The sequence below is a fragment of the Acidisphaera sp. L21 genome (genome assembly GCF_009765685.1).
Taxonomy (GTDB): domain Bacteria; phylum Pseudomonadota; class Alphaproteobacteria; order Acetobacterales; family Acetobacteraceae; genus LMUY01.
Genome location: NZ_LMUY01000151.1, coordinates 148224 through 171033, shown reverse-complemented (window position 1 = coordinate 171033; position 22810 = coordinate 148224). Strand labels below are relative to the sequence as shown.

Sequence of the window (22810 nt, the reverse complement as noted above, 5' to 3'; positions counted from 1 at the left end):
TCGGAACGATGTCGGCCACCACCCATGATCACGCGCATGACGACCATCACGGCCACGCGCCGGGCTTTGTTCATCGCTGGCTGTTTTCCACGAACCACAAGGACATCGGCACGCTCTATCTGATCTTCGCCATCTGTGCGGGGATCGTGGGCGGTATCCTGTCGATCATCATGCGGGCGCAGCTGGCCGCCCCCGGCAATCATTTGATCACCACGGGGCAAAGCTGGAACACCTTGGTGACGGCCCACGGGCTGATCATGATTTTCTTCACGGTCATGCCGGCGATGATTGGCGGCTTCGGCAACTGGTTCGTTCCGCTGATGATCGGCGCGCCGGACATGGCGTTTCCCCGGCTGAACAACATCTCGTTCTGGCTGCTGGTGCCGGCGTTCATGCTGGTAATGGCCGGATTGCTGACCGGGGATGGCGCCGGGTCGGGGTGGACGCTGTATACGCCGCTCTCGGCGCAGCAAGACATCTCGATGGACTACACCCTGTTCGCGTTGCACTTGGCCGGTATTTCATCACTGCTGGGCGCGATCAACTTCATCACCACCATCTTCAACATGCGCACGCCAGGCATGACGCTGCACAAGATGCCGCTGTTCGTGTGGTCGATGCTGGTGACCGCCTTCCTGCTACTGCTGGCGATCCCGGTGTTGGCCGGTGCGATCACGATGCTGATCACCGACCGTAACTTCGGCACCTCGTTCTTCGACCCGAAGGGTGGTGGCGACCCACTGCTGTTCCAGCACCTGTTCTGGTTCTTTGGCCACCCCGAGGTGTACATCATGATCCTGCCGGGCTTCGGCATGATCAGCCACATCATCTCGACCTTCTCCAAGAAGCCGGTGTTCGGCTACCTGGGCATGGCGTATGCGATGGTGGCGATCGGCGTGGTCGGGTTCGTCGTGTGGGCGCACCACATGTTTGTCTCCGGCATCAGCGTCGACACCCGGGCCTACTTCATGGCGGCCACGATGATCATCGCGGTGCCGACCGGCATCAAGATCTTCTCCTGGATCGCCACGATGTGGGGCGGCTCGATCGACATGAATGTGCCCATGCTGTGGGCAGTGGGCTTCATCTTCCTGTTCACCGTCGGCGGCGTGACCGGCGTGGTGCTGTCCAACGCCGGCATCGACCAGATCCTGCACAACAGCTACTATGTCGTTGCGCACTTTCACTATGTGCTGTCACTCGGCGCCGTATTCTCGATCTTCGCCGGGTTCTACTACTGGATCGGCAAGATGAGCGGGCACCAATACCCGGAGACGCTTGGCAAGATCCATTTCTGGGTTACCTTCATCGGTGTGAATCTGACGTTCTTCCCGATGCACTTCCTAGGCCTGAACGGCATGCCGCGCCGGTATCCCGACTATCCCAACGCCTTCGCCGGTTGGAATGGCGTCGCCTCGTTCGGCTCCTATATCGGCGGTCTGTCGGTGCTGATCTTTCTGGTGGTGCTGTTCAAGACCTTCACCTCCAAAGTCAAGCTGGCGGATAATTACTGGGGCGAGGGTGCCACCACGCTGGAGTGGACTGTTTCCTCCCCGCCGCCGTTCCACACCTTTGAAGAGTTGCCCCGCGTTCGATGAGTGACGCCACCAATCTGACAGTAGCCGCCCCTTTTGCGATGGGGGCGGAATGGCGGGACTGGCTCGCTTTGCTGAAGCCGCGTGTCGTGACACTGGTCGTTGTGACCGGGATCGTTGGCATGCTGGTGGCGCCGGGGCACCTGAACCCGGTGCTGGCCGTCACCACCGTGCTGTGCATCGCGGTGGCCGCGGGCGCAGCCGGCGCGATCAACATGTGGTACGATCGCGACATCGACGCCATCATGGTGCGCACCAGCCGGCGCCCGATCCCCACTGGCAAGATCGAACCCGGCGAGGCATTGGCCTTTGGTGTCGTACTGGCCGTAGCCTCCGTCCTTGTGATGGCGCTGGCGACCAACCTGGTCGCGGCGGCCTGGCTGGCCCTGTCGATCGGGTTCTACGTTTTCGTCTACACGATGTGGCTAAAGCGCCGCACCCCGCAGAACATCGTCATTGGCGGTGCTGCGGGGGCGTTCCCCCCGATCATTGGGTGGGCCGCCGTTACCGGCGACGTGACTGCAATGCCAGCGCTGCTGTTCGCCATCGTGTTTCTGTGGACACCGCCGCACTTCTGGTCGCTGGCGCTGTACGCCTGCAAGGATTACGGCCGCGCCGGGGTGCCAATGCTGCCCGTGGTCGCCGGCGCGCGGCACACCCGGACGCAGATCCTGCTTTACACGTTGGTGCTGACGCCGGTGTCGCTTCTGCCCTGGCTGCTGGGCTATGCTGGCCCGGTCTATGGGCTGACGGCGGCGGTGCTAGGCGCCGGGTTTATCTTCAGCGCGCTGCGGGTCTGGATGGATCGGCAGGACGAGACGGGCATCAGCCTTACCAACGACGCACCGGCACGGGCAGCCTTCCGCTACTCGCTCGCTTATTTGGCGATCTTGTTTGCGGCGGTCGCGGTCGATCATTTCCTTGGCTGATGACTTTCCCCCGCCGCTCACCCCCGAACAGGCTGTCGAGCTTCGCCGCCGCCAAAAGGGACGCAACGTCGCGCTTCTGGTCGTGCTGTTGGCTGTGGTCGCCTTGTTCTACGCGATCTCGATCGTGAAACTCGCCGGGGGATCATGACGCGCAACGGGCTGTTCGGCGCCGGGCTGGGCGTGGTGGTGGCGGGCATGGTGGGGCTGGCCTTCGCCTCGGTGCCGCTCTACCGCATGTTTTGCGCGGCGACCGGCTATAACGGCACCCCGCAAATCGGGCCCCAGGCGCCGACCGCAGAAAGCACACACTCGATCACCATCGCGATGAACGCCGACACCAGCCCGCAGCTACCCTGGGCCTTTGCACCCGAGGCAAGCCACGTGACGATGAAGCTGGGTGAGGAGCAACTGGCCTTCTACGACGGCAAGAACCTGTCCGACCACACGATCACCGGGCACGCGCTGTATAACGTCACGCCCGACGTGGTCGGCCGGTATTTCCACAAAACGGAATGCTTCTGCTTCACATCGCAGACGCTCGGTGCCGGGGAGAAAGTGCAGTTTCCCGTCACCTTCTGGGTCGACCCGGCGATCCTCGATGATCCCGATACCAAGAACATCCATACGATAACCCTGTCCTACACCTTCTTCCCCTCCCTGGAGGAGGCGGCGAAGGTCGGCGCGTTGGCCAAGGCAGGGCCCCACACGGGCAACACAGGCATCCCACGCGTCCTAGAACCAGGCGCGACCGGGGGATGACGCACCGTGCAGCACAATCTATCCTGACCGTAATAAGCCGACCAACACGATAGGGCCGTTCATGGACACGCACGCCGTCGCCGCGCCAATCGCCTCGTCCGGGTTGAAGCAGCCCTATCACCTGGTGAACCCAAGTCCCTGGCCACTGACGGGGGCGGTCGGTGCCGGGCTGACGGTGATCGGCATCATCCATGCCGCCCATTTCGGCAGCTTCACGTGGTTGACGCTCGGCCTGCTGGTCGTGCTGGGCACCATGTTCATGTGGTGGCGTGACGTGCTGAAGGAAAGCGGCACCCCCGGCCTCCACAGCGCCGTGGTTCGCCTGGGCCTGCGCTACGGGATGATGCTGTTCATCACCAGCGAGGTCATGTTCTTCGTTGGCTTCTTTTGGGCGTTCTTCCATTTCGCCCTGTTCCCCGAGCATGTGTTGGACGCGACCGGCCCCGCAATATGGCCGCCCGCGGGGATCGAGACGTTCGACCCCTTCCACCTGCCGTTCCTCAACACGATGATCCTGCTGCTGTCTGGCTGCACCGTGACCTGGGCGCATCACGCGCTCATCGAAAATGACCGTAAGCACCTGATCATGGCACTGGGGCTGACGGTGCTGCTTGGCATGTCCTTCACCGGCTTTCAGGCGCTGGAATATTCCGACGCGCCCTTCAAGTTCTCCGGCGGCGGCGTCTACCCGGCGGTGTTCTTCCTGGCCACCGGCTTCCACGGCTTCCATGTCATCGTCGGTACCTGCTTCCTGATTGTCTGTTGGTTCCGGGCGAAGGGTGGCGAGTTCACCCCTCAACGGCATTTCGGGTTCGAAGCCGCGGCCTGGTATTGGCATTTCGTCGACGTGGTGTGGCTGTTCCTGTTCGTGGCCGTGTACTGGTGGGGCGCCGGCGTTACGGTCGCGGAGTAGCGTGGCGGGCCCCGATCCACTCGGCCTACTCCGCACTGCGCTGCTCTGTCGCTGTCCGCGCTGCGGGCAGGCCAGCATCTTCACCAGCGTGCTCACCGTTCGGGAGCGCTGCCCGGTCTGCGAGTTGAATCTGGCCGCGGCGGACACCGGGGACGGGGCAGCCGCCTTCCTCATCCTCATCGAGGGGGCGGTGCTTGTGGTCCTGGCCTTCTACGTGGAATTCCACTTCAACCCGCCGCTATGGGTGCACGTAATCCTGTGGCCCGTGCTGGCGATCCCGTTCACCATCCTGCTGATGCGGCCGTTCAAAGCCTTTCTGGTGGCGCAGCAATTCCGTAACCGCCCCGGCGAGATGGGCGCGGAATGAGCGCCTCCGCCGCCTTGCCCCGCAGCCGTGCCCGCACGCTGCTGGTGCCGGCCATGGCCACGCTGGTCATGCTCGCCGTGCTGCTAAGCCTGGGTGTGTGGCAATTGCAGCGCCTGCAGTGGAAGCTCGGCATCCTGGCGGAGATCGACCGGGCGGAGGCATCGGCCCCCGTCCCGCTGCCCGCTCACCCGCTGCCCTTCACCAAGGTGAGCGTCACCGGCCACCTGCGCGGCGACGTGCACGCGCTGTATGGCGCCGACGTGCGCGACGTGCCTGGGGGCACCGCCATGGGCGCGCAACTCATCGAACCGCTGGAACGACCGGGGCAGGACCCGATCCTGATCGATCGCGGCTGGGTGCCGGACGGCCAATTGGGCGCGCCCGCCGGAGATGCCACCATCACGGGCTACGTCCGCGCGCCGGATGCGCCGGGCGCATTCAGCCTGACGGATGACCCAGTGGCGCGGCGATACTACACGCTGGATCCGGCGAAGATCGGCGCCGGTCTCGGCCTTTTGCGGGTCGCGCCATTCACCCTCATCGCCATGGGAACCGGCGGCATGCCGGAGCCAGCGACCGCCCTGCCGCGGCCACCCAACGATCATCTCAACTACGCGCTCACCTGGTTCGGCCTGGCGGCATCGCTGTTGGTCGTGTTCGGTGTCTACGCCCGCAAGGTCTTTCGTCCATGAACGCCTCCTCCAGCCTCGCCTATGACCGCCTGCGCGACCGCTTCACCCGCATCGCGACGCTCAACGAGGCGGCCTCCATGCTCGGCTGGGACGCCGCCGCCGTCATGCCGGAGGGCGGGGCCGCCGCCCGAGGCGACCAACTGGCCGTGCTCGCGGGGCTGGCGCACGGCCAACTCACCGCCGCCTCCGTGGGGGACGACCTGGCCGAGGCGGAGGCGCCGGCGGACGATTCGTGGCGGAAGGCCAATCTGCGCCTGATGCGCCACGCCTATACCCGAGCCACCGCCATCCCATCCGACCTGGTGGAGGCGACCGCCCGCGCCAACGCCGCCTGCGAGACGGTGTGGCGGGAGGCACGGCGATCCGCCAATTTCGCCCTGGTCGCCCCGCATCTGACGGAGGTCGTCCGCCTCACACGCCACGCCGCCGCCGCCATGGCGCCGGCCCTCGGCCTGTCGCCCTACGATGCGCTGATGGACGGCTACCAGCCCGGCATCACCGCCGCCGACGTGTCGCCAGTCTTCAGCCAATACGAAGTCTTTCTCCACCACGCCCTGCCGGAGGCGCAGGAGGTCCAGGCCCGCTCCCCCGCGCCCCTGAAGCTGACCGGCAAATTTCCCGCCGACGTGCAGGAGGCACTGTGCCGCCGCCTGTCGCAACGCGCCGGGCTGGAGTTCACCCATGCCAGGCTGGACCGCTCCACCCACCCATTCTGCGGCGGCACCCCCACCGACATCCGCATCACCACGCGCTACGATGAGGCGGACCCGGCACAGGCCATCATGGGCGTCCTGCACGAAACCGGGCACGCACTGTATGAGCGCGGTCTGCCCACCGCCTACGCCCGCCAGCCCGTGGGCGAGGCGGCCGGGATGGGCGCGCATGAGAGCCAATCGCTGATCATGGAAATGCAGGCCTGCCGGTCGGACGCCTATCTCTCCTGGCTAGGCCCCGAACTCCATGCCGAATTCGGTGGTGACGCCGCGCCCTACGCCCCTGAAAACCTCGCCCGGCTATGGCGCCGCGTGCAACCCGGCTTCATCCGCGTCGAGGCCGACGAAATGACCTACCCGGCGCACGTCATCCTGCGCTTCCGGCTGGAGCAGGCATTGATCACTGGCGAGCTGGAGGTCCCCGGCATTCCCGCCGCCTGGAACGAGGGCATGCAGTCGCTGCTTGGCATCACCCCGCCGGACGATGCGAAGGGCTGCTTGCAGGACATCCACTGGTACGACGGGGGCTTCGGCTACTTCCCTTCCTACACGCTGGGCGCCATGGCGGCGGCGCAGCTGATGACCGCCGCACGCCGGGCCACACCGGAATTGGATGCTGCACTCGCCCGGGGGGAGCACGCGCCGCTGCTAATGTGGCTGCGCGCCAATGTGCACAGCCAAGGTAGCCGGTTGGGTTTCAACGACTTGCTGCGCGCAGCCACCGGCAAGCCGCTGGACCCGGCAGATTTCGAGGCTCACCTCACCTCGCGCTACCTGTCTTAATCTTCCGTCCGGCGCGCGGCCCCGGTCTTAACCTAGCAACCTGGCGTTAACCCGGCTGCGGCACACTCGTTGCCGCAATGACACGTAACCCCCCTGCCCAACGGCCACGCCCATTGCCGCCTCTGCGGCTCCTGCTGGCAGCCCGACAAGGCGCCACGGCGCTGGAGTTCGCCTTGGTCTCGCTGCCGCTGGTGATGCTGATCATCGGCAGCATTTCGTTCGCCTACGTCTACTATCTGCAATTCGTGCTGGACTATTCCCTGCAACAGGCAGTGCGGCAGGTCCAACTTGGCAAGGTCCCCACCGGCACCGCGCCCGCGACCTACGTGGCCAACACGATGTGCCCGATCTTCTCCGGTTTCGCGTCCTGCGCCGGGCTGACCATCTCCGTTCAGCCAGTCACCGACTACTGGACCAATTTCGTCACGGTCAACAGCAACTCGACCTCCACCTCCTTCTGCACAGGGCAGGCGGGCACGCTCATGTATGCGCGGGCCACCTACCAAGCCCCCGTCTGGGCGAGCTTCATGCTGATCGCCCTGCCGCCCAGCCCGGCCTCCTCCGGCCAGAACATCGTATCCGCCGCCGCCTTCGCGAACGAGAACCCGGCCGGCATTGCCATCACAGGGGTCGCCGGATGCTGAAGCTATGGCGCAGCCGCCGAGCACTGGCCGGGTTGGAATTCGCCCTCGTGGCGCCGGTGCTGGTGCTGGTGCTGCTGGCGATGGTGGATCTGTCCCGCGCCTTCATCATGGGTCGCCGGCTCACCGTCGCCGCTGCCTCCGTCGCCACCATCGCCTCCACCGAGGCCGTGGCCACCGCAAGCCTGAGCACTCTGACGGGCCAGCAGGCCTTCGCAGCCACCACCGCGCCATTCGCGGTCTTCCCGCTCTGGCTCGCCAACCAACTCAGCGTCAACGGCAGCTTTGCCATCACCCTGTCCGAGGTGAATTTCACCCCGACGCCCAAGGGCTGCACCACCGGCTGCACCTATACCGCGGCTGTGGCATGGAGCGTCGCCAACCCGTCCGGCCAGCCGACGCTGCGGGCATGCGGTGCCGTCGCCTCCCAGCCCGATGGCTCCAACCCCAGCCTCACCGCGCTGCCGGCCAGCGCGTTCGGTGCGACTGCGGTGCTCGTGGCGGACATCTCGCAGGTCTACGTCCCACTTTTCACCAGCGTCTTTGTAGGTAGTTTCACCATGCAACGCTCGGCCTACGTGTCCCCCCGGGTCAACAACGCGATCACGCTGGTGCCAGGGTATGTTGGTCCGAACGTGATCTGCCCGCTGGTGGGCTCCTGATGCGCTGGCCGCGTTGGGGCGCCTGCGTCCCCCGGCGGGATCGTCGTGGCAACGTAGCGATCGTCACTGCGCTGATTGCCGTGCCATTGATCGGGTTTGCCGCGCTGGCGGTGGATGTCGGCGCTGCCACCTCGGCCCATGCCACGCTGGATGCCGCGGCCGACTCGGCGGCGTTGCTGGCGACGACGGTGGCCTCGAACCAATATCAGGCCGGCTCCAGCACGGCAGTTGCCACGGCCACGGCGGCGGCGAAAAGCCGGTTTGTCGCGCAGGCGGGCACCATCTCCAGCGTCGTGTTCGGCACCCCGGTCATCACCGTCACCCAAACTGGCACCCAATTCACGTCGAACGTCACCTACAGCGCCGTCTACACCACCGCACTTGGTGCAGTCGTTGGAATGAAGACGATCCCGCTGTCCGGTGTTTCGTCCGCCAGCATGTCGGTCAATCCGTATGTCGACATTCAGGTGCTCATGGACACCTCCGCCTCGATGCTCATTGCGGCCACCGCCAGCGACATTTCCAACCTGCAGGCGCTTACCACCGCGTTCAAGGCGGCCAAGAACGAGGTCGTGCCCGACAATGCCGGGCAGCAATGCGCCTTCGCCTGCCACTGGAACACCGCAGGCACCGACTACCTGGCGCTGGCCCAACTCGGCGGGGTGACCTTGCGATTGGACGTGCTGCGATCCGCCGTTGGCAACCTGATCACCAATATTGCCGCGGCGAATAAATACGGCACCTTCCGGCTGGGGCTGTCGACCTTCGCGCAGGCGTTCAGCACGATCTACTCCATGAGTTCCAGCATCTCGGGCGCCAGCACCGCACTCGCGTCGATCTCGCCCGACGTCAACATGTGCACGTCCAACTGCCCCGAAACCTATTTCTCCGCCGCGATGAGCAGCCTGGCCGCGACGACGACCGCCTCCGGGGACGGCAGCACCCAGGCGAAATCGCAGAAATACCTGTTCATCGTTTCGGACGGCCTGGTCGACCAGATGAGCGGCAGCGCCCGCGTCATCGGACCCATCAGCCCCACCGACTGCCAGGCGCTGAAGAATAACGGCGTCATCATCCTGACGCTGTACACGCCCTATCTGCCGCTGCCGACCAACCCCTTCTACATGAGCAATGTCTGGCAATATCAAAGCATGGGCACGCCGGACCAGATCCAGCAGGCGATGACCGCCTGCGCCAGCGCCACCAACTACGCCTTCGTTGCCTCCAACTCCGCCGACATCGATACCCAGCTGAACGCGATGCTGGCCACGGTGCTGCAGACCTCCGGGCATTTCACCCAATAGGCCCAGCCTGCCCCCACCTCCCCCGCCAACTCGCCTCTCGCCAACCCGCCTCTTGCCAACCCGGCTCTCGCCAACCCGGCTCTCGCCCTGGCGGCGGTCTGCGCCTATCGTGGCCGGATGCGTTACATCTCCACCCGCGGGCAGGCGCCCGCACGTGATTTTGCCGGCGTGCTGCTCGCCGGATTGGCCGAGGACGGTGGGCTGTTCATGCCCGAGACCTGGCCCACCCTCTCCCATGCCGATCTGCGCGCCCTGCGTGGCCTGCCGTATCCCGAGCTCGCGGCGCGGGTGATGCAGCCCTTCATCGGTGACGCCGTCCCCTTCGCCAAGCTGCAAACCATCTGCCGCGACGCCTATGCCAACTTCGCCCACCCGGCGGTCGTCCCCCTGGTCCAGCTCGACACCACGCTCTGGTCGATGGAGCTGTTTCACGGCCCCACCCTGGCGTTCAAGGACATGGCGATGCAGGTGCTCGGCCGCCTGTTCGACCATGTGCTGACCGCGCGCAACGAGCGGGTCACCATCGTCGGCGCCACCAGCGGCGACACCGGGTCCGCCGCGATCGAGGCCTGCCGCGACCGCAGCCGCGTCGACATCGCCATCCTCCACCCCGCCGGCCGCACCAGCGAGGTGCAACGGCGGCAGATGACCACCGTGAACGCCGCCAACGTCGCCAACATCGCCGTGGATGGCACCTTCGACGATTGCCAGGACCTGGTGAAGGCCATGTTCGCCGACACTGCCTTCCGCACCGACATGCACCTGTCCGCCGTCAACTCCATCAACTGGGCCCGCATCGCCGCCCAGATTCCCTACTATATCCACGCCGCCCTGGCCCTGGGCGCGCCGGAGCGGGAGGTGGCGTTCAGCGTCCCCACCGGCAATTTCGGCAACGTCCTCGCCGCCTGGGCCGCCCGCCGCATGGGCCTGCCTGTCGCCCGCCTGGTCGTCGCCAGCAACCGCAACGACATCCTCTCCCGCTTTCTGGCCGGCAACGACATGAGCATGGCGCCGGTGGAGCCGAGCCTGTCCCCCTCGATGGACATCCAGGTCAGCTCCAATTTCGAGCGTCTGTTGTTCGAACTGCTGGACCGCGACCCGGCCGCCACCGCCGCCGCCATGACCGGCTTCCGCAGCACCGGGCGGATGGAGGTGCCGCACACCGCGTGGCAGCGCGCCACCACGCTGATGCACGGCTTCCGCCTGGACGACGAGGGCACCCTGGCCGAAATCCGCCGGCTGGATAGGGAATGCGGCTACCTGGCCGATCCGCACTCCGCCATCGGCATCGCCGCCGCCCGGGCGTTGCCCTGCACCCATCACACGCCCACCATCGCCGCGGCCACCGCCCACCCGGCCAAGTTCCCCGACGCCATGGAACAGGCGACCGGCCGTCGCCCGCCGCTGCCAAAGCACTTGGCCGACCTATATGAGAGGCCGGAACACTTCACCACCGCCCCCAACGACCTCGATGCCATCGAGGCGCAGGTTCGGGCTTTCGCATACAGGAACGCCGCATGAGCATCCGAGTCTCCACCCTGCCGTCCGGACTGACGGTGGTGACCGAGCAGATGGACCGGGTCGAAACCGTCTCGCTGGGTGCCTACGTAGGCGCCGGCACGCGCAACGAGACGGAGGCGGAGAACGGTGCCAGCCATTTCCTCGAGCACATGGCGTTCAAGGGCACCGAGCGGCGCACCGCCACCGCCATCGCCGAAGCGGTGGAGGATGTGGGCGGCCACATCAACGCCTACACCGCGCGCGAGCAGACCGCCTATTACGTCAAGCTGCTGAAGGAGGACCTGGCCCTCGGCGCCGACATCATCGGCGACATCTTGACCCACAGCACCTTCGCGCCCGAGGAGTTGGAGCGTGAGCGCGGCGTCATCCTGCAGGAGATCGGCCAGGCCAACGACACGCCCGACGACATCGTGTTCGACCATTTCCAGGAAACCGCCTACCCGGACCAGCCGATGGGTCGCCCCACGCTGGGACGCGAGGCCGGCATCAAGGACATGAAGCGGGACGTGCTGACCGGCTACATGCGCCGCCACTACACCACGGGCAACACCGTGGTCGCCGCCGCCGGCAACCTCGACCATGACCGCACCCTGGCCCTGATCACCGAGCATTTTGCCGACCTGCCCCAATCCACCCCGCCAAAGGCGGTTCCCGGCCTCTACGGCGGCGGCGAGTTCCGCGAGGGCCGCGACCTCGACCAGGTCCACATCGTGCTGGGCTTCCCGGCCATGGCCTATAACGACCCCGACTTCTATCCCTCGATGCTGATGTCGACCCTGCTGGGCGGCGGCATGTCGTCCCGGTTGTTCCAGGAGATCCGCGAGCGCCGCGGCCTGGTCTACTCCATCTACTCCTTCACCGCCCCCGCCCTCGATGGCGGCCTGTTCGGCATCTACGCCGGCACCGGCGAGGAGGAGGCGAAGGAACTGGTCCCCGTCACGCTCGAAGAACTGCGCCGGGTTCAGGTGGATGCCAACGAGGACGAACTGCGCCGCGCCCGCGCTCAGACCAAGGCCGGGCTGCTGATGTCGCTCGAATCCACCGGCAGCCGGTGCGAGCAACTGGCCCGGCAGATCCAGGTCTTCGGCCGCATCGTCCCCGTCGCCGAAACCGTCGCCAAGATCGAGGCCGTCACCCTGGCCGACATCCGCCGCGCCGCCTCCCGCATCTTCCGTGGCCGGCCGACCCTGGCGGCCCTCGGCCCGACCGATCACGTGCCGCATCTCGTCGACATCGCGGACCGGTTGGCCGCATGAGCCAGCTCGACCTCCTCACCGCCCTGTTGGACCGCGCCCGCCAAGCCGGTGCCGACACCGCCGAGGCCGCCGTCTCCGGCTCCACCTCGCTCTCCATCTCCCGCCGCCTCGGCCAGACCGAGCATCTGGAGCGCTCGGAGCGGCGTGGGCTGGAGCTGACGGTGTTCGTCGGCAAGCGCAGCGCCTCCGTTTCCACCACCGAAATCGCCGCCTCGGGCTTCGCTGCCCTGGCGGAACGCGCGGTGGCAATGGCCAAGGTCGTCCCGGAAGACCCCTATGGCGGCCTGGCCGACAACGCCCAGACGGTGGACGCCGGCCCGCTGGAACTCGCCGACCTCACCGAGCCGACGGTCGAAGCGCTCACCGTCCGCGCCGCCTTGGCCGAGGACGCCGCCCGCGCCGTGCCCGGCATCACCAATTCCGAAGGCGGGGAGGCGGGCTACGGCCGCTACGAATTCCTGCTCGCGACGTCCGCGGGCTTCCTCGGCGGCTACGCCCGCACCAGCCACTCGGTCAGCGCCACCGCGCTGGCCGGCGAAGGCGTCGGGATGCAGCGGGATTACGACTACCACTCCGCCACCTTCCTGTCCGACCTCGACGACCCGGTGGCCATCGGCACCAGCGCCGCCCACCGCGCCATCGCCCGGCTGAACCCGACACGGCCTGCCACGGCCAAGCTGCCCGTGCTGTTCGACCCACGCGTTGCCGGCGGGCTCATCGGCCATCTGGCAGGCGCCGTCAGCGGCAGTTCGGTCGCGCGCGGCACCACCTTCCTGAAGGACAGCCTGGGCAAGCAGATCTTCGCCCGCGGCATCCGGATCACCGACGAACCCCGCCGCCTGCGTGGCCCGCGCTCCCGCCCGTTCGATGGCGAGGGCATCCCAAGTGCCAACACGGTGCTGATCGACGACGGCGTGCTCACAACCTGGCTGATGGACAGCCGCGCCGCACGCCAACTCGGGCTGCAGGCGAAGGGTTCGCCCGGTCTCACCAACGCCTTCCTCTCCGCCGGCAAGCTGACCCCGGCCGACCTGATGGCCGACATCACCGAGGGGCTGTACATCACCGAATTGATGGGCCAGGGCATAAATGGGCTGACCGGCGATTACAGCCGCGGCGCCGCCGGATTCATGATCCGCAACGGTGCGCTGGCCGAGCCGGTGGCCGAAATCACCATCGCCAGCAATCTGAAGGAGATGTTCCTCAATCTGACCCCGGCGAACGACCTGCGCTTTCGCCGGGCGGTGGACGCGCCAACGGTGCGGATCGACGGAATGACGATGGCGGGCGGCTAGCCCGCCCAACACCTTCGATCACGCCACCCGCGGTTTCCTCCGCCGGCTGGTCCGAATCTTTGGATAACCCGCGGACCTTGGACAAGATCGGCGCCGGGTCGAGGCCGAGATCGCGGCAAATATCGCGAATGATCGCCTCGGTCGCCCGTCCGCCGATGTCGTCCACGGTGTCCAGCGAGTCCAGCCGGTCCTGTAACGCCTCGGTCAGCCGTTCCGCGTCCGCGCGATCGGCGTCACGCGCAATGACGTCGCTCACCGTGCGAGCGATCTGCCGCCGCGCCATCGCCCGACGGTCATCCGCCCCACCCGGCCGTGCCCAGCCCCGATCCAGCTTTTCGGCCAACCACACCGTTCGGCGGACCGCCCGGGAAACCTGCGTAAACGCGGCAGCGATGATCTCGGTCCGCGCCACCACGCTCCGCCGGGCTTCCGCGGCAGCGGCAGCAGCCCGGTCCGCCTCGATCGCCTCGGCCAGCGAGGTCGCCACCGGCGGAACCCCGCTTGCCACGACAGCGCTCGCCGCCGCTTCGGCCTCGGCCATCTCGGCCTCGGCCGCATGCCCCACCAGCCGGGCAATCTGCATCCCGACCTGCACCAATTCGGCCAAGGCATCCCGAAACGGCGCTGGGCCGCGTGCAGTCTCGTCGGAACGGGGAGGGGCGGGGTGCATGGATCTCCACCAAGACCACACGGGCAGCCGGCGTTTCAAGCAATAGGTGAGCCTCGTTCGTAAAGGCTCCTCCTCAGTCTTCGGCCCCGGTGCTCCTTGGATGATGGCTGCTCGGTTCAGGCCGTCGCCAGCCCGTAGCGTGGCGAGGGCTTGGCGTTGCCGAATCTCGGGCCGAGCGCACGCCGGTCCGCCTCCCAGCGGGTCCAATCCTCGCTTTCCTGCAGGCCGGGGATGGTGACGAGTTCGCCTTGATCGAGACCCGCCAATGCGGCATCGACCAGGTCGGTGGCCGACATGGTGATCGACGCGGTTTTCTGCGCCGCATAGCCCGCGACGTCCCAGAACTCGGTTGCCGTCGCGCCGGGCAACACGGTTTGGATGCGCACGCCCTTCTCGGCCAGATCCTTCTGCAGCGAGTGGCCGAAGCTGAGGACGTAGGATTTCGAGGCACTATAGACACCGTTCAACATCTCGGCCGCGATCCCAACGACCGAGGAGATGTTGATGATCGTCCCCGACCCGCGCGCCACGAAGGCCGGCGCGACCGCGTAGGTCAGCCGCGTCAGCGCCGTGATGTTGAGGAAGATCATGGCCTCCATCTCGTCCACGTTCGCCGTCTCGATCGACGCGACGGATCCGATGCCCGCGTTGTTGACGAGCATGGTGATGCCCGCATCGTCCCGTAGCCGCGCCTCCAGCCGGGCAAGGTCATCCTTGCGGCCAAGGTCGGCCTTGAACGGTTCGACCGATCGCCCCGTCTCATGCGCCAGGCGGGCGGCCAGTGCCCGCAGCCGCTCCTCGTTGCGGGCGACCAGCACGAGGTCGTAGCCGCGCTTCGCCAGGCGGTCGGCATAGACCGCGCCGATACCGCTCGACGCTCCCGTAACAACGGCAACGCCTTGGGAGGATTGAATGCTCATCGTCCGATTGCTCCATGTGCCGCTCACGCCGGTGATCTGTTCCACCGTCTGCGTGTCTGCGGCCTGTTTCGATGAGCGGAACCTAGCGTTGACCGGCTATGGCGTGAATGTCATAGATGCGTCTCTTTAGGACGCATGGGGCATCTGGGCATGCAGCGGGTCGGCTTTGTCAGCTATCCGGGCGTCTCGATCATGGGATTGGCCGCAATCCCCGCCTTCGAGCTTGCCAATCTCATGGGCGACCACGCCTGCTACGACCTTCATTTCCTCTCCGAACATGGCGGCCCGATCCGCACCTCGGCTGGCATGACCGTGGCGACGGAGGCGTTCGATGGGACGGTATTCGACACCCTGATCATCGGCGGCGGAACATTCGTCCACCCGTCGACGTCCGGCCTCGTCGCCCTCCTGCAGCAGGCATCGAGGCACGCACGCCGGGTAGCCGCGATTTGCACGGGGGCGTTCGTCCTCGGCGAGGCTGGTCTGCTCGACGGGCGCCGCGTCACGACGCACTGGATGCACGCGCGCGAATTGCAGACGCAGTTTCCGAAATGCACCGCCGAGATGGATCGTATCTTCGTCAATGACGGCCCGATCTGGACCTCCGCCGGCATGAGCGCCGGCATCGACCTGGCGCTCGCCCTCATCGAGGCCGACCTCGGTCAAGAGGTCGTTCAGGCGATAGCCAGGAAGCTCGTCCTCTACCATCGCCGGGCAGGCGGCCAGTCGCAGTTTTCCACCTTGCTGGATCTCGAAGCGAAGTCGGATCGCGTCCAATCTGCCCTGACCTATGCCAAGCAGAACCTTCATCGTCCGCTGACCGTCGACGACCTGGCAGAGGCCGCGTGCCTGAGCCCCCGGCAATTCAGCCGTGTGTTCCACGCCGAAACAGGGCAGTCCCCGGCCAAAGCCATCGAAAACCTTCGGGTGGAGGCTGCGCGTCTGATGATGGAGCGCAGCCGGCATCCGATCGACGTGGTTGCCGATCAAACCGGGTTTGCAGACCGCAACCGGATGCGCCGTGCCTTTCTCCGAGCGTTCGGACAGCCCCCGCAGGTCATCCGGCGCAACGCCCGCGATGCGCTATCGACCGCGGTGGAAGCCTGACGGCCGCCGGGCAAACCCGCAGGTTCGGCCCGGCAGCCTATGGCTCGATCAGAAATTGCGGCGGCAGGCTCCAAAACGGCCCAGATGAGTGCCCGGCGGGCAAAACCGGCGCACCGGCCCCCGGTAATAATTCGGAACGCAACGTCCGAACGGCGTTCGGTGGAAGCGCGGCCCACACCCCTCTGCAACTTGGACGATGCCACTATCCGGCGTGCTCATCTGCAGGCCCGGCATCGCTCGTGCCGCGCCGCCAGCAGCCATAGCAGACACGGCGATCACGGCCGCCAAAGCGAGGTTCCTCATACCGATACTCCTCTTGGTTGATGCAACGACTGCACATCACCACGGCACGAGGGCAGCTTGAAGGCGTGGATGCGACGGAATGTATCAGTAGCGCACGCGCGGCCCCCACGGACCCATCGAGCGGATCGGCGCCGGCAACCGCCTCTGCGGCCGCGTGAAGTGGTCGGCGGCGTACCGGCTCCGCTGCACCAACGCCACGCCCGAATCCGGCACACAGCGCCCAAACAAGGGCTTGTGATAGCCCGGCCCACAATCCCAGCTAACCTGTTGGGCCAAAGGCGCTAAGTGCATCAGCGGCATCCCGACTGCGAGGACCGCCAATCGCTTAGACCATTGCCCGGTTACGCAAGCGGCCATACTCTGTTCACGAATCAGCCCGGCACGCCACCGGGCCAACGCCCGGAACAGAGCGAACATGCCAGCCATCGCTACGTCTAACGCGCCCCTGTCGCGGCATGCCATGGCGTACGTCCTCGCAGGCGGACGGGGGTCGCGGCTCCACGAACTCACCGACACCCGGGCCAAGCCGGCAGTGTATTTCGGCGGCAAGTCCCGCATCATCGATTTTGCGTTGTCCAATGCCCTGAACTCCGGGATACGTCGTATTGGCGTTGCAACGCAGTACAAAGCACACTCATTAATACGTCATTTACAGCGCGGCTGGAATTTCTTCCGCCCGGAGCGCAACGAAAGCTTCGACATACTTCCCGCCAGCCAACGTATCAGCGAAACGGCGTGGTATGCAGGCACGGCAGACGCCGTCTACCAGAACATCGACATCATCGAAAGCTATGCACCCCAGCATATCGTTCTGCTCGCCGGCGACCACGTCTACAAAATGGACTACGAGCCGATGCTGCAACAGCACGTCCAGTCCGGCGCAGACGTCACCATCGGCTGTATCGAGGTCCCACGGATGGACGCGTCCGGCTTCGGCGTCATGCACGTCGACGCGGAGGACCGGTTGATCGCCTTTCTGGAAAAGCCAGCCGACCCCCCAGGCATGCCGGACCGGCCGGACATGGCGCTGGCCTCCATGGGCATCTACGTGTTCGAGACGCATTTCCTGTTCGACCAACTGCGCCGCGATGCCGCCGACCCGAACTCCGCCCATGATTTCGGCCACGACATCATCCCCTACATCGTCAAGCACGGCACCGCCGTGGCCCACCGCTTCTCCCGCTCCTGCGTGCGCTCCACCCACGAATCGGAGACGTATTGGCGCGACGTGGGCACCGTGGACGCCTACTGGGCCGCCAATGTGGACCTGACGGACGTGGTCCCCGCGCTGGACCTCTACGACAACGATTGGCCAATCTGGACCTATGGGGAGATCACGCCCCCCGCCAAATTCGTCCACAACGACGATGGCCGGCGCGGCTCGGCGGTCGACTCGATGGTCTCCGGCGGATGCATCGTGTCCGGCAGCAAAGTCGGCCGCTCGCTGCTGTTCACCGGCGTCCACGTCCACAGCTTTGGTGAGTTGCAGGGCGCAGTGCTGATGCCCTATGTCGACGTCGGCCGCGGCGCCCGCCTCACCAACGTGGTGGTGGATCGCGGTGTCCGTATCCCCGAGGGCCTGGTGGTCGGGGAAGATCCGGCGCTGGACGCCACACGCTTCCGTGTCTCGCCGAAAGGCGTCTGCCTCATCACCCAGCCGATGATCGACAAACTAGCAGGTTAAATGACTGTATGAAGGTTCTTGCCACGGCCAGCGAGATATTCCCGCTGGTGAAAACCGGCGGTCTCGCCGACGTCATGGGCGCGCTGCCGCGGGTGCTGGCCAAGCAAGGCCTCGAAGTTCGCACCCTCGTCCCCGGCTACCCCGCCATCCTCGCCGCCCTCACCGATGCGGAGCCGGTTTACGCGCTTCCCACCCTGCATGGTGGCTCCGCCCGCGTGCTGGCCGGCAAGGCCGCCGGGCTCGACCTCTTCGTGCTGGATGCTCCGCATCTCTTCGACCGCCCCGGCAACCCCTACATGGGCCCGGATGGCCGCGACTGGCCCGACAACCCGCAACGCTTCGCCGCCCTATCCCGCGTGGCCGCCGACATCGGCCTGGGCGCCGTGCCCGGCTGGATACCCGGCGCCGTCAACTGCCACGATTGGCAAACCGGGCTCGCCCCCGCCTACCTGGCGCTGGCCGGCGGCGCCCGCCCCCGCACGGTCATGACCATCCACAACCTCGCCTTCACCGGCCAGGTCCCCATGGCCCTCTGGCGCGACCTTGGCCTCCCACCCGACTCCCTCGGCACCGACGGTGTCGAGTTCTATAACGCCATCGGCTACATGAAGGCCGGGCTCTACTACGCCGACGCCATCACCACCGTCAGCCCCACCTACGCCGCCGAAATCCAGACCCCCGAATTCGGCTGCGGCTTCGACGGCCTGCTCCGCACCCGCCACGCCGTGCTGCACGGCATCCTCAACGGCCTGGACGAAACCGTCTGGGACCCCTGGTCCGACCCGGCGCTCCCCGCCCGCTTCCGCAAGGGCCACCTCCGCGGCAAGACAAAGTGCAAAGCCGCCCTGCAAACCCGCCTCGGCCTGGCCACCGACGCCGCCGCCCCCCTGTTCGGCATCGTCAGCCGCCTCACCGGCCAGAAGGGCATGGACCTCGTCCTCGACACCCTGCCCACCCTGCTGGAGGGCGGCGCCCAGCTCGCCGTGCTCGGCAGCGGCGATCGTGGGTTCGAAGACGCCTTCCGCACCGCAGCCGCCGCCCATCCCGGCCAGGTCGCAACCACCATCGGCTATGACGAGGCGCTCTCCCATCAACTCGTCGCCGGCGTGAACGCCCTCCTGGTGCCCAGCCGGTTCGAGCCATGTGGCCTCACCCAGATGATGGCCATGCGCTACGGCGCGCTCCCCGTCGTCAGCCGAGTCGGCGGCCTGGCAGACTCCATCGTCGACGCCAACGAGGCCGCCCTGCGCGCCGGCGTCGCCAACGGCATCGTCGCCGACCCCACCCAGGCCGGCCTCACTCGCGCCCTCCAACGCGCCCTCGGCCTCTGGCAGGACCAACCCGCCTGGACCCAGGCCCAACGCGTCGGCATGGCCGCCGAACTTGGCTGGGAGGCATCCGCCAAACGCTACGCAGAGGTGCTAGCGCACTGAATCATTTGCCCCCAGCCGGCGCGCGCGATAGGAACCGCGCCGAGCTAAGGAGAATACGATGCAGGAAGACCTGGGGGTGATCGCACCCGAGGCCCCGGCGGTGAAGATCCCCGGCAATCTGTCCGAACAGACTGTGCTGTCCGTCCATCACTGGACCGACCGGTTGTTCAGCCTGGTGATGACCCGCGACCCCAGCTTCCGCTTCGAGAACGGCCAGTTCGTCATGATCGGCCTCATCGTGGACGGCAAACCGCTGCTCCGCGCCTACAGCGTCGCCAGCCCGAACCATTCCGAAACCCTGGAATTCCTCAGCATCAAGGTGCCGGACGGCCCGCTCACCTCCCGCCTGCAGCACGTCCAGGTGGGCGACAAGGTGCTCGTCGGCCGCAAGCCCGTCGGCACCCTGCTGCTCGACAATCTGCGCCCCGGCCGCGCCCTCTACATGATCGCGACCGGCACCGGGCTCGCCCCCTTTCTCAGCCTGGCCGCCGACCCCGAGGTCTACGCCCGGTTCGACCACGTCGTAATCACCCACACCTGCCGCCGCGCCGCCGAACTCGCCTATGCCGAGCACCTGACCGACCACCTGCCCAACCACGAATTCCTCGGCGAGGACGTCAGTTCCAAGCTGATCTATTACCCGAGCGTCACCCGCGAACCCTTCAAGCACGAGGGCCGCATCACCGACCTCATCACCAGCGGCAAGCTGTTCGCCGACACCGGGCTCCCCCCGCTCGACCCGGCGGAGGACCGCGTGATGATTTGCGGCAGCCAGCACATGCTGGACGATCTGAAGGCCATGCTGCTGGAACGCGGCTTTACCGAGGGCAACAGCAGTCACCCCGGCGACTTCGTCATCGAAAAGGCCTTCGCCGAACGCTGACCTAGAACCTGGTTCTCCCAGCATGAACGCAGCTTTCGCGGCCTTCCTGCTGGGCTTTCCCGCGCTGTTTTCCATCGTCAACCCGGTCAGCGGCGCCTTCATCTTCCGCACTCGCACGGTCGACCGCTCGCACGAGGAACGGGTGCGCCTGGCCCGCCGGGTCGGGGCATACTCCGCCGGCGTCATGTTGGTCGCGCTCTGGGCCGGCTCCTACGTCCTGGCCTTCTTCGGCATCACCCTGCCAGCCCTGCGCTGCGCCGGCGGCATCATCCTCGCCCTCTACGCCTGGAGTTCGCTGAACGCCCCCGAACGCCGCGAGGCCCGCAAGGCCGAGCAAGTGGATGCCGCCGCCGGCCAGGACGACGTCGCGTTCTATCCGCTGACCCTGCCATTCACCACCGGACCCGGCACGATCTCGGTCGCCGTGGCGCTCGGCTCCGCCCACCCGGCAACCGGCATCGCGCTCATCCCATTCTTCATCGGCATGTCGGTGGCCGCCCTCGCGGTCGCGGCGCTGGTATGGGCGCTCTACAGCGCATCCGACCAACTATCCCGCCTGTTCGGCCAGGTCGCCAGCCGAGCGATCACCCGTCTCTCCGCCTTCTTCCAGCTCTGCATCGGCGTGCAAATCCTGATCAACGGCGTAACCGAGATCCTCCGCCCCCTCTTGGCGCATGCACCCTGATGTTGCGTGGGCCTCGAAGAGACCGTTCGCGAATGGTCTCTCAGGTGCCTGGCAGTTGCCCCGGCTTCCCGAACAACCAACCCTGGCCGTACTCGACGCCCAGATCGGTCATCATCTTGGCCTCGTCATCCTGCTCGATCGTCTCGGCGATCACTTTGGCGCCGACGAAATTCGCCAGTTCGATCATCGACAGCAGGAAGCCATGCTCTCGCGCATTCTGCAGCGCGCCACGAACATACGCGCCGTCCAGCTTCACATAATCGACCCGGAATTCCTTCAAATACTTGAACGCCGCCGACCCGGCGCCGAAATCGTCGATGCACACCGGCGTCCCGATCGAGCGCAATTCGTCGATGAACGAGGACGCGCTGGCAATGTCCTCGATATCCGCGGTTTCCGTCAGCTCGATCAGGATCTTCCCGGGCGCCACGCTCGTCCGTAACAACTCGGTCACCTTCTCGCGAAACCCCGGGCTCTGCATCGACAGGCCAGACACGTTGACGGCGATGGAACTGCCGGAGGAACCGACCTGTGCGGCGACGCCCTGTTGCATGACCGCCCAGTCCAACTCCTCCGACAGGCCTACCGACTCGGCGAATGTGACGAAATCCTGCGTGGTCTGGATGCTGTTGCCCGGCGTGAAGATCGGCCGCAGCAGCGCCTCGTAATGATGCACGCTCCGGCTGTTCAGATTGACCACCGGCTGGAATGCCAGGCGGAACCGGTTTTCCGCCAGGGCGGTGCGCACCGTGCGCGCCCGCAATTGCGCGCTGGCGATGAACTCGGCCAGCCCGTTGGCGAACCCGGCCTCCGACGTCGCTTTCGTCCCGCCATCGGCGAAGCGGGCCAGCGCGAACCGCAGGGCCCGGGCAGCCTGCGGCCCGGTCAACCCATTTCGTTCCAGCCCCAAACCGGTGCCCTGCACCTGCGTGCGCGCCGTCGCCGGGTGCGCCCGCAACAGAATCTCCAACTCGGCTGCAACGGCGGACAGGTCCGGCGCCGAATCGGCCAGGATCCCATAGCGCCCAGACGAGATCTCTCCCGCAATGCTGCCGGGACCGCCCAATCGACCTAGCACCTCGACGATCTCCGTTTGCAATGTGCGTTGTGCGTCGACCGGGAGGGATTCCCGCGCGGTAGACCACCCTTCGACTTCGAGCAGGCTGACGGCGCCGCCGTCCTCGCTGCGCAACCGTTCTTCGGCCAATCGGGTAAACGAATTCGGAACATTCGCGCCCATCGTCATCGCCGCGACCGGTCCCGGCAGGCTGGGCAGGCGGCCAATCGTGAAACACAACCGGCCGGAGGATGACGGCATCGCCAGCCCGGATATCACCATCGGCGTGGCCGCGGCATCGGACAGGCGCAGCACCAGCGGGGGCAAACGGCCGCGCAAGGCAGTCGTGTACAGCGCCAGATCCAGTGTTGCCTTGTCGGCCGGGGCGAATAGGCGATGCAGGTGCCGCCCGGTAAATTGCTCCGGCGCCGCACCGAATCGCGCCTTGAACGCACCTGCTGCGAAGCAGATCGTGCCGTCAGCAGTCGCCTCGACCAGCAAATCCGCCGCCGCGAATGCGAAAGCGAGGAAGCGGTCTTTTTGGCTCTGCACCGGCTTGGAGGGCTTTTCGGCAAGGTGGGCGGACATGCAACTCGCCTCGTTGATGAGGCCAACTTGACGCCGAGCGGTTAAACCGT

The 22810-nt window shown here is 66.4% G+C and carries 24 protein-coding genes; 19 read left to right on the top strand and 5 right to left on the bottom strand.

The genetic code is table 11. The annotated features are described in order from the left end of the window. The first annotated feature begins 8 nt into the window (after positions 1-8). The 14 genes from ctaD to GSQ76_RS29215 all read left to right on the top strand — a co-directional run bounded on the left by ctaD (position 9) and on the right by GSQ76_RS29215 (position 13430). A complete protein-coding gene (gene ctaD / locus GSQ76_RS29275) occupies positions 9-1598 on the top strand; it encodes a cytochrome c oxidase subunit I (RefSeq protein WP_158747606.1) in 1590 nt (529 codons plus the stop codon). Further along, positions 1595-2524, top strand: a complete 930-nt coding sequence (locus GSQ76_RS29270; RefSeq protein ID WP_158747605.1) for a heme o synthase — start codon at positions 1595-1597, stop codon at positions 2522-2524. The genes ctaD and GSQ76_RS29270 overlap by 4 nt, the downstream gene beginning before the upstream one ends. Beyond that, positions 2517-2672: a hypothetical protein gene (locus GSQ76_RS30960; RefSeq protein WP_174247421.1), complete on the top strand. Its 156-nt coding sequence runs from the start codon at positions 2517-2519 to the stop codon at positions 2670-2672. The genes GSQ76_RS29270 and GSQ76_RS30960 overlap by 8 nt, the downstream gene beginning before the upstream one ends. Then, positions 2669-3283: a cytochrome c oxidase assembly protein gene (locus tag GSQ76_RS29265; protein ID WP_158747604.1), complete on the top strand. Its 615-nt coding sequence runs from the start codon at positions 2669-2671 to the stop codon at positions 3281-3283. Before GSQ76_RS30960 ends, GSQ76_RS29265 begins: the two co-directional genes overlap by 4 nt. A 61-nt stretch (positions 3284-3344) precedes the next feature. Continuing rightward, the gene (locus GSQ76_RS29260) at positions 3345-4196 is read left to right on the top strand and encodes a cytochrome c oxidase subunit 3 (protein ID WP_158747603.1); all 852 of its coding nucleotides are present in this window, start codon (positions 3345-3347) and stop codon (positions 4194-4196) included. A gap of 1 nt (position 4197) precedes the next feature. Beyond that, positions 4198-4563: a DUF983 domain-containing protein gene (locus GSQ76_RS29255; protein ID WP_158747602.1), complete on the top strand. Its 366-nt coding sequence runs from the start codon at positions 4198-4200 to the stop codon at positions 4561-4563. After that, the gene (locus GSQ76_RS29250; protein ID WP_158747601.1) at positions 4560-5255 is read left to right on the top strand and encodes an SURF1 family protein; all 696 of its coding nucleotides are present in this window, start codon (positions 4560-4562) and stop codon (positions 5253-5255) included. The genes GSQ76_RS29255 and GSQ76_RS29250 overlap by 4 nt, the downstream gene beginning before the upstream one ends. Then, positions 5252-6751 carry a carboxypeptidase M32 gene (locus GSQ76_RS29245; protein ID WP_158747600.1) on the top strand — a complete coding sequence of 500 codons (1500 nt, stop codon included), beginning with the start codon at positions 5252-5254 and terminating at the stop codon, positions 6749-6751. The genes GSQ76_RS29250 and GSQ76_RS29245 overlap by 4 nt, the downstream gene beginning before the upstream one ends. A gap of 113 nt (positions 6752-6864) precedes the next feature. After that, positions 6865-7395 (top strand): TadE/TadG family type IV pilus assembly protein, encoded by a 531-nt coding sequence (locus tag GSQ76_RS29240; RefSeq protein ID WP_158747599.1) that lies wholly within the window; start codon positions 6865-6867, stop codon positions 7393-7395. Then, on the top strand, positions 7389-8054 hold the full coding sequence (locus tag GSQ76_RS29235) for a TadE/TadG family type IV pilus assembly protein (protein ID WP_158747598.1): 666 nt from the start codon (positions 7389-7391) through the stop codon (positions 8052-8054). Before GSQ76_RS29240 ends, GSQ76_RS29235 begins: the two co-directional genes overlap by 7 nt. Next, positions 8054-9358, top strand: coding sequence for a pilus assembly protein TadG-related protein (locus tag GSQ76_RS29230; protein ID WP_158747597.1), 1305 nt, complete (start codon positions 8054-8056; stop codon positions 9356-9358). Before GSQ76_RS29235 ends, GSQ76_RS29230 begins: the two co-directional genes overlap by 1 nt. A 117-nt stretch (positions 9359-9475) precedes the next feature. Then, positions 9476-10879, top strand: a complete 1404-nt coding sequence (gene thrC, locus GSQ76_RS29225; protein ID WP_158747596.1) for a threonine synthase — start codon at positions 9476-9478, stop codon at positions 10877-10879. Continuing rightward, positions 10876-12135 (top strand): pitrilysin family protein, encoded by a 1260-nt coding sequence (locus GSQ76_RS29220; protein ID WP_158747595.1) that lies wholly within the window; start codon positions 10876-10878, stop codon positions 12133-12135. Before thrC ends, GSQ76_RS29220 begins: the two co-directional genes overlap by 4 nt. Then, a complete protein-coding gene (locus GSQ76_RS29215; protein WP_158747594.1) occupies positions 12132-13430 on the top strand; it encodes a TldD/PmbA family protein in 1299 nt (432 codons plus the stop codon). The genes GSQ76_RS29220 and GSQ76_RS29215 overlap by 4 nt, the downstream gene beginning before the upstream one ends. Here GSQ76_RS29215 and GSQ76_RS29210 read toward each other — a convergent pair. Beyond that, positions 13339-14100, bottom strand: coding sequence for a hypothetical protein (locus tag GSQ76_RS29210; protein WP_158747593.1), 762 nt, complete (start codon positions 14098-14100; stop codon positions 13339-13341). The two genes, GSQ76_RS29215 and GSQ76_RS29210, sit on opposite strands and share 92 nt — an antisense overlap. Before the next feature lie 116 nt (positions 14101-14216). Further along, on the bottom strand, positions 14217-15020 hold the full coding sequence (locus GSQ76_RS29205; protein ID WP_158747592.1) for an SDR family oxidoreductase: 804 nt from the start codon (positions 15018-15020) through the stop codon (positions 14217-14219). A gap of 150 nt (positions 15021-15170) precedes the next feature. Between GSQ76_RS29205 and GSQ76_RS29200 the strand changes: the two genes are divergently transcribed. Next, entirely contained in the window at positions 15171-16127 is a 957-nt protein-coding gene (locus GSQ76_RS29200) for a GlxA family transcriptional regulator (protein WP_158747591.1), read from the top strand. Between the two features lie 48 nt (positions 16128-16175). On the opposite strand, the gene GSQ76_RS32980 is transcribed toward GSQ76_RS29200, so the two are convergent. Both GSQ76_RS32980 and GSQ76_RS32975 read right to left on the bottom strand, forming a co-directional pair. Beyond that, positions 16176-16346, bottom strand: coding sequence for a GCG_CRPN prefix-to-repeats domain-containing protein (locus GSQ76_RS32980; RefSeq protein WP_408837481.1), 171 nt, complete (start codon positions 16344-16346; stop codon positions 16176-16178). A gap of 168 nt (positions 16347-16514) precedes the next feature. After that, positions 16515-16721, bottom strand: coding sequence for a GCG_CRPN prefix-to-repeats domain-containing protein (locus GSQ76_RS32975; RefSeq protein WP_408837463.1), 207 nt, complete (start codon positions 16719-16721; stop codon positions 16515-16517). A gap of 124 nt (positions 16722-16845) precedes the next feature. Here GSQ76_RS32975 and glgC point away from each other — a divergent pair, with 124 nt between their 5' ends. The 4 genes from glgC to GSQ76_RS29175 are packed head-to-tail and all read left to right on the top strand — an operon-like array spanning position 16846 to position 21115. After that, positions 16846-18114: a glucose-1-phosphate adenylyltransferase gene (gene glgC / locus GSQ76_RS29190; protein WP_158747589.1), complete on the top strand. Its 1269-nt coding sequence runs from the start codon at positions 16846-16848 to the stop codon at positions 18112-18114. A gap of 8 nt (positions 18115-18122) precedes the next feature. Then, on the top strand, positions 18123-19547 hold the full coding sequence (gene glgA, locus GSQ76_RS29185; RefSeq protein ID WP_158747588.1) for a glycogen synthase GlgA: 1425 nt from the start codon (positions 18123-18125) through the stop codon (positions 19545-19547). A 58-nt stretch (positions 19548-19605) separates the two neighbouring features. Continuing rightward, positions 19606-20430 (top strand): ferredoxin--NADP reductase, encoded by an 825-nt coding sequence (locus tag GSQ76_RS29180; RefSeq protein ID WP_158747587.1) that lies wholly within the window; start codon positions 19606-19608, stop codon positions 20428-20430. A gap of 22 nt (positions 20431-20452) precedes the next feature. After that, entirely contained in the window at positions 20453-21115 is a 663-nt protein-coding gene (locus GSQ76_RS29175) for a MarC family protein (protein ID WP_158747586.1), read from the top strand. A gap of 40 nt (positions 21116-21155) precedes the next feature. Here GSQ76_RS29175 and GSQ76_RS29170 read toward each other — a convergent pair whose 3' ends face one another. Further along, positions 21156-22760: an EAL domain-containing protein gene (locus GSQ76_RS29170; RefSeq protein WP_158747585.1), complete on the bottom strand. Its 1605-nt coding sequence runs from the start codon at positions 22758-22760 to the stop codon at positions 21156-21158. Positions 22761-22810 lie beyond the last annotated feature (50 nt).

Bases quoted from the DNA above. Each gene is read 5' to 3' on its own strand.
- GSQ76_RS29260 (WP_158747603.1), top strand. From the start codon at position 3,345: ATGGACACGCACGCCGTCGCCGCGCCAATCGCCTCGTCCGGGTTGAAG.
- GSQ76_RS29245 (WP_158747600.1), top strand. From the start codon at position 5,252: ATGAACGCCTCCTCCAGCCTCGCCTATGACCGCCTGCGCGACCGCTTC.
- GSQ76_RS29215 (WP_158747594.1), top strand. From the start codon at position 12,132: ATGAGCCAGCTCGACCTCCTCACCGCCCTGTTGGACCGCGCCCGCCAA.
- glgA (WP_158747588.1), top strand. From the start codon at position 18,123: ATGAAGGTTCTTGCCACGGCCAGCGAGATATTCCCGCTGGTGAAAACC.
- glgC (WP_158747589.1), top strand. From the start codon at position 16,846: ATGCCAGCCATCGCTACGTCTAACGCGCCCCTGTCGCGGCATGCCATG.
- GSQ76_RS29220 (WP_158747595.1), top strand. From the start codon at position 10,876: ATGAGCATCCGAGTCTCCACCCTGCCGTCCGGACTGACGGTGGTGACC.
- thrC (WP_158747596.1), top strand. From the start codon at position 9,476: ATGCGTTACATCTCCACCCGCGGGCAGGCGCCCGCACGTGATTTTGCC.
- GSQ76_RS29230 (WP_158747597.1), top strand. From the start codon at position 8,054: ATGCGCTGGCCGCGTTGGGGCGCCTGCGTCCCCCGGCGGGATCGTCGT.
- ctaD (WP_158747606.1), top strand. From the start codon at position 9: ATGTCGGCCACCACCCATGATCACGCGCATGACGACCATCACGGCCAC.
- GSQ76_RS29180 (WP_158747587.1), top strand. From the start codon at position 19,606: ATGCAGGAAGACCTGGGGGTGATCGCACCCGAGGCCCCGGCGGTGAAG.
- GSQ76_RS29210 (WP_158747593.1), bottom strand. From the start codon at position 14,100: ATGCACCCCGCCCCTCCCCGTTCCGACGAGACTGCACGCGGCCCAGCG.
- GSQ76_RS32975 (WP_408837463.1), bottom strand. From the start codon at position 16,721: ATGCACTTAGCGCCTTTGGCCCAACAGGTTAGCTGGGATTGTGGGCCG.
- GSQ76_RS29235 (WP_158747598.1), top strand. From the start codon at position 7,389: ATGCTGAAGCTATGGCGCAGCCGCCGAGCACTGGCCGGGTTGGAATTC.
- GSQ76_RS29270 (WP_158747605.1), top strand. From the start codon at position 1,595: ATGAGTGACGCCACCAATCTGACAGTAGCCGCCCCTTTTGCGATGGGG.
- GSQ76_RS29200 (WP_158747591.1), top strand. From the start codon at position 15,171: ATGCAGCGGGTCGGCTTTGTCAGCTATCCGGGCGTCTCGATCATGGGA.
- GSQ76_RS29175 (WP_158747586.1), top strand. From the start codon at position 20,453: ATGAACGCAGCTTTCGCGGCCTTCCTGCTGGGCTTTCCCGCGCTGTTT.
- GSQ76_RS29170 (WP_158747585.1), bottom strand. From the start codon at position 22,760: ATGTCCGCCCACCTTGCCGAAAAGCCCTCCAAGCCGGTGCAGAGCCAA.
- GSQ76_RS29205 (WP_158747592.1), bottom strand. From the start codon at position 15,020: ATGAGCATTCAATCCTCCCAAGGCGTTGCCGTTGTTACGGGAGCGTCG.
- GSQ76_RS29250 (WP_158747601.1), top strand. From the start codon at position 4,560: ATGAGCGCCTCCGCCGCCTTGCCCCGCAGCCGTGCCCGCACGCTGCTG.
- GSQ76_RS32980 (WP_408837481.1), bottom strand. From the start codon at position 16,346: ATGAGCACGCCGGATAGTGGCATCGTCCAAGTTGCAGAGGGGTGTGGG.
- GSQ76_RS29265 (WP_158747604.1), top strand. From the start codon at position 2,669: ATGACGCGCAACGGGCTGTTCGGCGCCGGGCTGGGCGTGGTGGTGGCG.